Annotated in this window: 8 protein-coding genes; 3 read left to right on the forward strand and 5 right to left on the reverse strand. The window is 43.8% G+C overall.

Annotated features, from left to right (window positions below):
- Positions 1-47: 47 nt before the first annotated feature.
- Positions 48-359, reverse strand: a complete 312-nt coding sequence (locus ACYVAA_RS20800; RefSeq protein WP_460545522.1) for a hypothetical protein — start codon at positions 357-359, stop codon at positions 48-50.
- A 395-nt stretch (positions 360-754) separates the two neighbouring features.
- Between ACYVAA_RS20800 and ACYVAA_RS20805 the strand changes: the two genes are divergently transcribed.
- Entirely contained in the window at positions 755-1330 is a 576-nt protein-coding gene (locus tag ACYVAA_RS20805; protein WP_460545524.1) for a uracil-DNA glycosylase family protein, read from the forward strand.
- Between the two features lie 442 nt (positions 1331-1772).
- Here the strand turns inward: ACYVAA_RS20805 and ACYVAA_RS20810 are convergent, their stop codons facing one another.
- Positions 1773-3827, reverse strand: a complete 2055-nt coding sequence (locus ACYVAA_RS20810; protein WP_460545527.1) for an alpha-L-fucosidase — start codon at positions 3825-3827, stop codon at positions 1773-1775.
- Between the two features lie 942 nt (positions 3828-4769).
- On the opposite strand from ACYVAA_RS20810, the gene ACYVAA_RS20815 reads away from it, so the two are divergent.
- Together ACYVAA_RS20815 and ACYVAA_RS20820 are read left to right on the forward strand one after the other, a co-directional pair.
- Complete coding sequence (locus ACYVAA_RS20815) at positions 4770-7025, forward strand: TonB-dependent receptor family protein (RefSeq protein ID WP_460545529.1); 2256 nt, start codon at positions 4770-4772, stop codon at positions 7023-7025.
- Positions 7026-7447: 422 nt separating this feature from the next.
- Positions 7448-8053: a nitroreductase family protein gene (locus tag ACYVAA_RS20820; protein WP_460545531.1), complete on the forward strand. Its 606-nt coding sequence runs from the start codon at positions 7448-7450 to the stop codon at positions 8051-8053.
- Positions 8054-9409: 1356 nt separating this feature from the next.
- On the opposite strand, the gene ACYVAA_RS20825 is transcribed toward ACYVAA_RS20820, so the two are convergent.
- From ACYVAA_RS20825 to ACYVAA_RS20835, 3 genes are all read right to left on the reverse strand, one after another.
- Positions 9410-10204 carry an HAD family hydrolase gene (locus ACYVAA_RS20825; RefSeq protein WP_460545533.1) on the reverse strand — a complete coding sequence of 265 codons (795 nt, stop codon included), beginning with the start codon at positions 10202-10204 and terminating at the stop codon, positions 9410-9412.
- Between the two features lie 78 nt (positions 10205-10282).
- A complete protein-coding gene (locus ACYVAA_RS20830; protein WP_460545535.1) occupies positions 10283-10840 on the reverse strand; it encodes a carboxymuconolactone decarboxylase family protein in 558 nt (185 codons plus the stop codon).
- Positions 10841-10846: 6 nt separating this feature from the next.
- Positions 10847-11250: hypothetical protein (locus ACYVAA_RS20835; protein WP_460545537.1), on the reverse strand; the 404-nt coding region annotated here is incomplete at its 5' end.

The following is an 11250-nucleotide window of genomic DNA, read 5'->3' on the forward strand; positions in this document are numbered from 1 at the left end:
TTGTCTAGCGGGGATGGTTTGTATAGTACTTTGCTTAGGCTTATCTATTATAAATCCACGATTTCCTTACCTTCTGCATCGTAGGTCTTTGTGGTCGCCTCTTCTTCTATTCCGAAGGTAACCTCATAGGTCACTTCTCCTTCCGCATCGGTTACCTGATAGGCTTTGGAAATGGGCAGGGTTTTGGTCTCCTCACTGTCCAAGATGGTTTCTTTAACGGCTTGTGGAAGATCTTCCGGTTGGATCTCTACTTTACCCTGAAGGGTTTGTTCTACCATAGTGTTGGAGATTTGCGGAGCTGCCTGAACTCCTGCAAAGGTAACTACTCCAAAAGCGAATACTAATGCTAACTTTTTCATGATCGTTAAATTTTAAGTTGGTTAAACCCGAAATATGCAATAGAAAATCTATTGCGGCCTAAAACTGCTTTAAAATCAGTCGCTTCGCTGCTGTTTTCGACTTCACCATAGCGATGCTATGCCTCAGTCTCCAAACAGCCTGATTTTCTTGCATTTTCAGCCCTCATTACGAATCCTATTGCACAATCCGGGTTAAATTTATATTCTCAAGGATTGCTGTGGACAAGCCTTGTCTGTATCTGTTCATCATCTGTGCCATTGAGTAAATGGGCCTTAAAACGTGAATAGAAAGGATTCGAGGGGAAGGGGATTGTAGTTATTATAATCAATTTGTAGAATATATCCTTGGTATATAATTTATAATATGTATTTTTTGTTAAAAAATGTTAATAAAAATGGACGACTTATTAGATGACATCAGGGCTTGCAAAGTGTGTGAGCAATATTTGCCCTTAGGGCCAAATCCCATTGTCTCCGCAAGTCCTAAGAGCGAGCTTGTCGTGATAGGTCAGGCACCGGGAAAAATTGTCCATGAAACAAGCATCCCATGGAATGATAAAAGCGGAGATAATCTCAGGAACTGGATGGGGATAGACCGGGAAATCTTTTATGACCCTACCAAAATGGCTTTGGTGCCCATGGGTTTCTGTTATCCGGGCAGGGGGAAATCCGGTGATCTGCCTCCACGGCCTGAATGTGCCCCTTTATGGCATTCGAGACTGATGGAAATGATGCCGAAAGTGAAGTTGGTGATCTTGGTGGGCAATTATGCGCAAAAGTACTATCTGAAGGAAAGTGCCAAAAAGACCTTAACCGATACCGTCAGGCATTTCAGGGATTATTTGCCCGATTATTTTCCCTTGCCTCATCCCTCTCCGAGAAACAATATTTGGCAGGCCAAGAACCCATGGTTCGGAGAGGAGGTACTTCCAGCGTTAAAAGAAAAAGTAAAGGAAACCTTGAATACCTAATTCATTGCAAGGGCAAAAAAAAATGAGCCAGCCCTGTGTTTCCAATGCACAGGCCGGCTCATTTTCGGGATAACTATCCTTTCCATTTATACCCCTAAATCCCCTAAAGGGGACTTATTAGGCCTCCTCAATGCTGTTACGTTTACCACGGATAAAAAGAGTTGAAATAACCACATCTGTGTATATCTGTATCCATCCCAGCCTTCCGGAAGGCAGGTGTGGTCAATTTCCCTCTTAACTTAAGAGCATTGAGCCCCCTCTAGGGGAAGGGGGGCAACCTGAAATGCTGCAAAATCAATCACAAGTAATCTGCGTCCTCAGCGGGAAACACTTTAATAATTGTGAAGTTCCTGCCATAAATACGTACTATCAGGTAGAGAAATTTCCCCTCAGATTTAGCGGATTTAATCCGACACTAAGGAATGAAAACTGACAACAATCCTTAACGCGTAATTGTCCCTACTTCTGCAAATGATGCTTTTTTACCGTCCAAGGTCTTGGTGGCTTTTAGCCGGATAAACTTGGCAGGCACTTCATCAAAGGTGATTTTTTGCTCCACAGGGCTGTTGGCGATATTTCCAAATTCTCCGCTGCTGACCGTTTTCCAGTTTTTGCCATCCTTGCTTACCGAAAAAGCAAATTCCTGAATTACACCCGACATATAGCGGTTTTGCATCGGCATATAGGTAAAGCCTTTCAGACTTACTTCTTGACCAAGATCAATGATGACCTCGTCATTCTCACTGGTGTAATTCGTAAAGATGTCTTCATCCACTACCTGAGCGGCATTTTCTCCTCCATCAATAACCTTCCAGTTGGTTTTGGCGAGATCCACATCTACCTGGCCAACTTCACTGCTCTTGCCGCTGGCCTGATCAATGACAATGGCTTTTACGGTAGCAGGGGTCGTCACGGCAAAAGGCTCACTATATTTGGTAGAATTCTCAGACGGAGTGGTACCATCTGTGGTGAAATAAACTTCCACCTCTTCATCGTGCGCCATTAGGCTTACATTTCCTGATAACTCTCTTTTGATTTCAGGAGCCATCAATACTTTTGGAGCGTTGTAAATACCTATTTCAGTAATGGTAGGACAATCTTTGGCGTCCGTTACCGTAAACCTTACCGCAGAAGCAGTGATGCTTGGGAACCTCAAAATACGCTTATAACCGATAGTCGTTTCATTGGCGATTTCTTCCCAGCCACTCTCTGTTTGTGCTTCAAGGGTAAATGCTTTGACACGCTGGCCCAGAGTAATGTATTCTTGCGCCAGGAAGCGGTTGAAAGTGGTCGGTTCATCAAAATGGACCGTAAGGGAACCGTTGTTGCTTCCGTCGGGTGCAGCCCAGTAAGTCTCAGGATCTTCATCAATGGCCTTTTCACCTTCATAACCACTTCCTCTTTCAACAGAGGCCTCCACTTTGCTGCTTTTGCTCACCAGATTATCGGCAAAGTCTTCCTTGATCTTGTTGGCTAACTTTAACACCTGCTCCACATCATTTTCATGAATCAGCCCTCTTTTATCCACTGGGAAGTTTAAAAGCAGGGAACCATTACGGCCAATACTTTCGTAATAAATGTCCAAAAGCGTGGGCAGGGACTTCACCTTGTGGTCTTCATATTCATGGTAATACCATCCCGGACGGATGGAAACATCCACTTCCGCAGGCACCCAGTGCGTACCGTTTTCCTGGCCGTCTGCATAATCGGTGTGGTAGTTGGGCATTCCGCCATAAACCTCGTCACGCATTAGGTTTGACCAAGTGGTTTTATAGGCATGGCCCTCTTCATTGCCCACCCAACGGATGTCAGGCCCTGCATCGCTAAAGATCACCGCATTGGGTTGTAATTCACGGATGATTTTATAGGTATTTTCCCAATCGTAATAGGTCTGCTTGTCTACCCTACGGTCTTCATTGGCCCCGCCATAATAGCCGGTTCCGCCATTGGCCCCGTCAAACCACACCTCAAACACTTCACCATAGTTGGTCAGCAATTCCCGAAGCTGGGTACGGAAGATATCAATGTATTCGGGTGTGCCATAGTGCTCATTATTTCTGTCCCAAGGGGAAAGGTAAACCCCGAATTTCAACCCATATTCTTTACAGGCTTCGGAAAGTTCCTTGAGCACATCTCCTTGACCATCTTTCCAGCTTGAACTTTTTACCGAGTGTTCGGTAGTGGCAGTTGGCCAAAGACAGAAGCCATCATGGTGCTTGGCAGTGAGGATGATTCCTTTCATACCTGCCTCTTTGGCTACTTTGGCCCATTGTCGACAGTCCAGTTCCGTGGGATTAAACGTGTCCGGATCCTCTCCACCCAAACCCCATTCGATATTGGTAAAGGTGTTCATATTAAAGTGGACAAAGGCATAATATTCAAGATCCTGCCAGGCCAGTTGCCTTTCAGAAGGAACCGGGTCCACAGGCGCAGGTGGTGCCACTTCCTTCTTTTGACAGGCAACAGCTAGTAATAATAATGCGATGTATTTTTTCATAAGGGGTAAGTAAAGAATTGAATGTCTAATATAGTTAATTGATAAAAATAATTCATAAAGATTAACACATTAAGAAAATTTTTTAGACAAAAGTGCAAGAATTGTATCAACAGAATAAACCAAAGCAGTTCTTATTGAATGTAGTATGATTTCTCATTGAATTAAAGGCTCGACTTTGGATTATCCATAGTGGCCGAGGAGATACCGGTGTCAAATTCTGAACCCCGGTATATAAGTGGCCAGCGGCATCAGCGGAAAATGGTTCACAATTGAAATTTATGGGTTTTGGCGGCAATTTATATTCTCTATTGACATTTAACCGGCCAAAACATGAGCCTCGTGGGGGACCTTTGCCTGGGGCTGCTACCCCAGGCTATTATAATTTTGCCCCATTGGGGCGGGCCCCTTCCCCATTTCCTACCATGACTTCGACTAAATATTATTTGTCTAATACTCAGAGAAATCTACTTATGAGACAGCCCCATTTTTAAAATACTTTGATCCCGATTTGGGTGTTTTCAAAATGTTGAGCTTCGACCCGACCTGCTTAGGCGCCACCTTGACCCTATTTCTCACCGATTCCACAACCTGTCCCGTCATTCGACGGGAGATCTACCTAGCGTCAGATAGCTTTGCACAGAATTAAAACTCTTTTCTGTGGGCTTCTGTGTATTCCGTGAGAGCCTGTTTTTTCTAATTAAAAGTACAGGTGCCTTTGCTACTATATATGATCTTTTTTCTGCGCTCATCTGTGCCATCAGCGGGCAAGTATTTTTGATTTGTTCAATTAGATGGAATGACTACAGTGACGAAAGGTCATTTTGCGCTTAATCAAGCCTAGAAGCTGTAGATTTTGTTTGAAAGCCGGACATCTGTAACATGATTTTTAGAATCTCTTTTGAAATAAGCTGGTTGAAGAAGTATAACCCTTATTTTTACGGCATGAAATTAGGAATCCTACTCACCCTTGTACTCTTACTTTGCGCTCCCCTAAAAAACTGGGGACAAACTGTCTTGACCATTGCTGATACAGAAAACAAAATGCCCATTCCGGCAGTAGTGATAAAAGCTTCTGAACAGGAAAAATGGATAACCAATGAAAAGGGCAGCGCAACAATAGAAATTAAGGGCAAGCAAAAAGTCATGCTTTCCCATTTGGCTTATGAAACAAGATGGATAGAGCTGGTACCGGGACAATCCTACGATGTCTTTTTAGAAAAAAAGGAAACCCGCCTTTCTGAGGTTGTGGTGACTTCCTTTGGATCGGAAAGGCGCTTAATGGAGCAAACTGCCGCGGTAAGCAGAATTGGAGAAGAAGAGCTGTACCGCTTTAATGAACATAACGTGGTGCATGCCTTCAATACCAAAGCAGGAATAAGGCTGGAAGAAAGGGCACCTGGCAGCTATAGGGTGTCCATTAGAGGTAGCTCTTTGAGGGCTCCTTTTGGGGTAAGAAATGTGAAAGTGTATTGGAACGGAATCCCTTTTACCGCTCCTGACGGAACAACTCCGCTGAACATTCTTGACCTGAGCAATATCCAAAATGTGGAAATCATCAAGGGCCCAGCAGGGAGTATTTATGGAGCTGGGAATGGGGGAGTCATCAGTTTTACCCCTAAGGAAATTACCGGGAGCAAGGTGCAAGCAGAGGTTTCGGCAGGGGATTTTGGCCTTTACAAATACAGGCTAGGATTGGAGCAGCGCATTGAAAACGGTAGCATTAACGCGAGTTATGTCCATCAGCAGTCGGACGGGTATCGGGACCACAGTGCATTGGACAGAAAGGTTTTTCAAATGGGTGCCAACTTTCAGCCCTCTGCCAAACAATCCTTTTCCACCCAATTGATCTATAGTGACCTGAACTATGAACTGCCGGGAGGCTTAAATGCCAGCCAACTGGCTGGAAACCCACAGCAGGCCCGACCGGGTTCCGCCGCCCAAAATGCATCAATTGCCCAGAAATCACTGTATGCCACCTTCGTCCATACCTACGATTTTAATGATCAATGGAGCAATACCTCCTCCGGCTATGTGCAAACCACTGACTTTGAAAATCCATTCAATTTGGATTATAAACGGGAAACCCAATACGGTTACGGAGGAAGGACCAAGTTCACTTTAAATGACAATTGGGGAGGGTTCCCTGTCAGGCTGATCGCAGGGGGGGAGTACCAGTTTGCCAATACCAGTGCCCAGAACTTTGGCAATAGAGGAGGGGTAGCGGATACCATCAGGTTCAGTGATGACCTGATCACCACCCAAGGCTTCCTGTTTCAGCAATTGGAGGTAAACTGGACTCCGGATGTCTTGATGACGGTGGGACTGAGCGAAAATTTCTCCCGCTTTGACATTGACAGGGCCGTAGACGCCTCCACTGGCGTGCCCTATAAGGTCCAGCGGAAGTTTGACCCTATCTGGGTGCCCAGACTGGCACTGTCTGCCCAGTTAAACAGCTATTCAGCACTTTATGGCGGTATCAGTTCAGGCTTTTCCCCTCCCACCATTGACGAGGTCCGCACCAATGAGGGAACGATCAACTTAGACCTTGAAGCTGAAAAAGGAATCAATTATGAAGTGGGTTATCGCGCCAACTATAAATCAGGCCTGGTTAATGTTGATATAAGTGCATTTTATTTTCAGCTGGACGAAACCATCACCACCTACACCAATGAAGATGGGGTAGTCCTATTTCGCAATGCGGGAGCTACAGATCAAAAAGGGATAGAAGCGCAGGTAGGTTATGCTTTGGTCAGGAACAACACCGCTTGGCTACAGGAAGTGGAGATGGCCCATGCCTATACCTTGCACTGCTTCACCTTCAAGGATTATGTGGATGACGGGGAGGATTTCTCTGGAAATCGATTGACCGGGGTGTCACCGAATACCTTGATGAACAAGCTGGATATCCGCACCCGACCGGGCCTATACCTGAACCTTAGCCATCAGTTTGTGGACGAGATTCCCTTAAATGACGCCAACACCGTTTTTCAGGAGGTATTTCACCTGATCAATGTGCGGGGCGGTTGGAAACGGTCACTGAACCCGTCTTGGGATTTGGAAATTTTCGGAGGTATAGAAAACCTGTTGGATGAACAGTACAGCCTTGGCAATGACCTGAACGCCTTTGGAGGAAGGTATTACCAACCGGCAGCACCGATTAATTTCTATGGCGGAGCCAAGATTGCCCTAAAATATTAACCTTATTGAATTCCAATGTGGATTGTCCAAAGGTTATTCTTTAATGAACTTGATTTTTGGGTAGTATTTGGTTTCTTGTCGGTCATGGATTTCGATAATCCATCGAGTTTCTTTGAGCTTGTTAAAAATTAATTCGTGTTAACCACTCTATCGCCAAATAGATCCGTGAAATTCGTGGACACTTTATAACCCCTGAAAACTTGTCCGCCCCGGTGGACCTGTCGGCCGAACAGGCGGGTTCTTGGACACCTTCTTGATGATCTAATCTACTGGCACAATTGGGGATAATCTTATTTCATAATGATGCTGGTGATGATTTATTTTTGAGATCTAACTTGGGATATCTTTCTTTTTCAAGGGCTTTATTACCTTTGCACCAAAATCAGCGCTATAGCAATCGTACAAAAAAGAGATTACTGAAAATGGAAAAACCAGTTTTTAATATTGAAGAAGTCAACAAAATAATTCGGAACCGCCGATCCATGTTTGTGGCACAGTTTAAGGAGAACGACCCTGTGGAGGACCACATCATTGAAGAGATGTTGGAGAATGCCAACTGGGCACCTACGCACAAACTGACGGAACCTTGGCAGTTTACGGTTTTTTCCGGGGAAGGCCTAAAGGAGCTGGCCCGCTTCCAATCGGAGCTTTATAAGGAAAGGGCAGAGAAAAACGGCACTTTCAAAGAACCGGTGTACCAAAAATTACAGGAGAATCCTCTAAAATGTTCACATGTTATCGCCATTGCGATGAAAAGGGACTTGAAGGCGGGGTTGCCCGAGATGGAAGAAGTAGCGTCTGTTTCCATGGCGGTGCAAAACATGTACCTCACAGCCAGCGCCCATGGCTTGGCGGCTTATTGGGGGACCGGCGGAGTTACTTTTTATCCAGAAGCCAAGCCCTATTTCGGCTTGGAAGAGGAAGACCAGTTGATGGGCTTTTTCTATGTAGCCAAGCCCAATCTGGATATTTGGCCCACAGGAAAGAGAAAGCCGATATCGGAAAAAGTGAAATGGGTGAAGGAGTAATTTTCTGATTTTTAACCTCAAAGGGCACTGAAGGGTACAAAATCGTCTGCGTCCTCTGTGGTTAAAAAGATTAACCACGGAGGACACTGAGGTCGCAGAGGATCTATAAAAAAACTTTGTGGTCTATGTGTTTCCTCTTGACTCTGCGGCTTGGCTTAGTGCAACCGGCGGGACAAGCCTTTCCCCCAAAGAAGCTCAACCACCTCTGAGCTCTTTGTGTACTCTGTGGTATAAAAGCTTAACCACGAAGGACACGGAGTTCACTGAGATGCTAAAAAAGAAACTTTGTGGTCTATGTGGTTCCTTTTGACTCTGCGCCGTGGCTTAGTGCAACCAGTGGGACAAGCTTTTCCTACACAGAAGCTCAACCACCTCTGAGCTCTTTGTGTACTCTGTGGTATAAAAGCTTAACCACGAAGGACACGGAGTTCACTGAGGTTCTATAAAAAAACTTTGCGGTCTGTGTACTTCCTCTTGACTCTGCGCCGTGGCTTAATGCAACCGGTGGGACAAGTCTTTCCCCCAAAGAAGCTCAACCACCTCTGAGCTCTTTGTGGCCTCTGTGGTTATAAAGCTTTACCTCGGAGAACACGGAGTTCGCTGAGGTTCTACAAAAGAAATTTTATGGTCTTTGTGTTTCCTCTTGACTCTGCGCCGTGGCTTAGTGCAACCAGTGGGACAAGCTTTTCCTTCACAGAAGCTCAACCACCTCTGAGCTCTTTGTGGCCTCTGTGGTTTAAAAGCTTTACCACGGAGAACATGGAGTTCACTGAGGTTCTACAAAGGAAACTTTGCGATCGATGTGCTTCCTCTTGACTCTGCGCCGTGGCGTATTGCAAATGGCGGGACAAGCCTTTCCTACACAGAAGCTTAACCACCTCTGAGCTCTTTGTGTCCTCTGCGGTTTAAAAGCTTAACCACGAAGGACACGGAGTTCACTGAGGTTCTATAAAAAACTTTGTGGTCTTTGTGTTTCCTTTTGACTCTGCGCCGTGGCTTAGTGCAACCGGCGGAACAATCCTTTCCCCCAAAGAAGCTCAACCACCTCTGAGCTCTTTGTGGCCTCTGCGGTTTAAAAGCTTTACCACGGAGAACACGGAGTTCGCTGAGGTTCTACAAAAGAAACTTTGTGGTCTATGTGTTTCCTCTTGACTCTGCGCCGTGGCTTAGTGCAACCGGCGGGACAAGCTTTTCCTTCACAAAAGCTTAACCACCTCTGAGCTCTTTGTGTACTCTGTGGTTTAAAAGCTTAACCACCTCTGTGCACTTTGCGTCCTCTGCGGTTTAAAAGCTTTACCACGGAGAACACGGAGTTCACTGAGATGCTAAAAAAGAAACTTTGTGGTCAATCAACTATCAATAATCAACCAATATATTTGCTATTTTTTGCAAATCGGATTCTACGATTTCCGTTTTTGGGGCTAAAGGAAATATTTGTTGTCCTTGTCGGCTGATAAATGCAGCACGCCAACCTGCCCATAATGCTCCTGCAACATCCCAACCGTGAGCCGCAATTAACATTGCCTCATTCGGCTTTATTCCCATTTTTCTTGCGGCCCATTCATAAGTTTCTCTAAATGGTTTGAATTTTCCAACCTCTTCTACACTTAATCGCTCATCAAAATATTCGGTTAAGCCAGCGCTTTCAAATTGTTTTTTCACACCTTCATTAGACGAATTTGTGAAAGATACTAGTTTGTATCCATTTTGCTTTAATTGGTTTAATGCTCCTTTTACTTCAGGATGAGCAGGTAAACCTCGCAAGGCATTTACAATTATTTCCCGCGCATTATCTTCCGAAATCGTAATATTGTTATTGGCACCAACCATTTGAAGAGTAGCTGCACCAATATTGCCAAAATGTTCATATTGCCCGCTTGCAGAAGTCACTAATGAATAATGAAGCATTGTTGTAAACCAAAGCGAAAGCAAATCCTCCCTACCATTTAGTGCTTTTCCAACTTGTTTCTTCATTTGTGTTAAATCCAATAAAGTTTCATTAACGTCAAAGAACAAAATTTTAGGTCTTTCTTTAATGATAGTTTTCATGTGTCTTTCATTTGCTTGTCCTATGAGCATATTAGGCATTAACATTGATGTTGTGCCTAACATGCCAAGATTCTTGATAAAATTCCTCCTATAGCTTTTCATCACTGCTTTTAATTAGATATAGCTTATAAACTACTTAAAGAAGATATCCAATGGGTATTATTGGTGGATTGGTCAGCCTTACACCGTCTCTGCTTTCCAAGCAAATTTTTGAAAAGGTTCATCTACAGGTGTATTGGCGATATGGTTGGTATAATTACTTATCACTTTTTGAGATAAGCCTAAAATGATTTCCAAAACTTGTCTTTCCTCGTAACCTGCTTTATAAAATACCTTCAAATCGTCTTGTGTCACCTGCCCACGATTACGTACAATCTTTAAAGTAAAATCGTGTAGGACCTGTAGTTTTTCAGTTGGCATTGCTGTTCTGTTTCTTAAGGCTTCACTTAAAGATGGATCTACTTTCATCATGTTGGCAATACCCGTATGTGCAGGCACACAATAATGACATTCGTGTTCTACGTTTATTGTTTGCCAAACTACAGTCAATTCTTCTTTGTTGAACGTGGATTGCGTGAACAGCTTGTGTAATGTTTGATAAGCTTCTAAAACTCCCGGTGCTCCAGCTATTACGCCATGTAAACCAGGGATCCATCCGTTTTGTTTTAAAGATTCCTCTAAGAGTGGTTTGCTACCTTCTGGTGCCGATTCGATGTTGTGAATTTTTAATGTTGTCATAATTTATCAGTTAAGGATTTGATTTTTTTGTTGTCTTTTTAAAATCAACACGTTTAATGTTGATAATAGGATGATGCCAATAGCGATATAAACCAGTGGCCATTTAGGTTGTACTCTTAATGAAAACTCTGCTATAAGGGCACCTACCATTGTAAGTAAACCGAGAATATTGGCGTAAGTAGCCCATTTTGCAAAAGAAATTTCTGAGATATCCCTAAAACCTTTCTTTAATGAACTAAAAATTGCTGTTGCAAAATATCCTATGACTACAATCGCAATTAGTATTCCGGTGGATATTCTAAAAAAAGTAGGATCAATGCCTAAAGATTTTGCCATTTCTATAAATGCCTGTACTGAAATCTCCCATCCGATTAATTTTGAAATAGCAAACCGTGATAATATAAGGGCCA

It is taken from the genome of Echinicola sediminis, from assembly GCF_054777495.1.

Excerpts from the sequence above, each read along its gene's own strand:
- ACYVAA_RS20800 (WP_460545522.1), bottom strand. The coding sequence starts at position 359 with ATGAAAAAGTTAGCATTAGTATTCGCTTTTGGAGTAGTTACCTTTGCA.
- ACYVAA_RS20805 (WP_460545524.1), top strand. The coding sequence starts at position 755 with ATGGACGACTTATTAGATGACATCAGGGCTTGCAAAGTGTGTGAGCAA.
- ACYVAA_RS20810 (WP_460545527.1), bottom strand. The coding sequence starts at position 3,827 with ATGAAAAAATACATCGCATTATTATTACTAGCTGTTGCCTGTCAAAAG.
- ACYVAA_RS20815 (WP_460545529.1), top strand. The coding sequence starts at position 4,770 with ATGAAATTAGGAATCCTACTCACCCTTGTACTCTTACTTTGCGCTCCC.
- ACYVAA_RS20820 (WP_460545531.1), top strand. The coding sequence starts at position 7,448 with ATGGAAAAACCAGTTTTTAATATTGAAGAAGTCAACAAAATAATTCGG.
- ACYVAA_RS20825 (WP_460545533.1), bottom strand. The coding sequence starts at position 10,204 with ATGAAAAGCTATAGGAGGAATTTTATCAAGAATCTTGGCATGTTAGGC.
- ACYVAA_RS20830 (WP_460545535.1), bottom strand. The coding sequence starts at position 10,840 with ATGACAACATTAAAAATTCACAACATCGAATCGGCACCAGAAGGTAGC.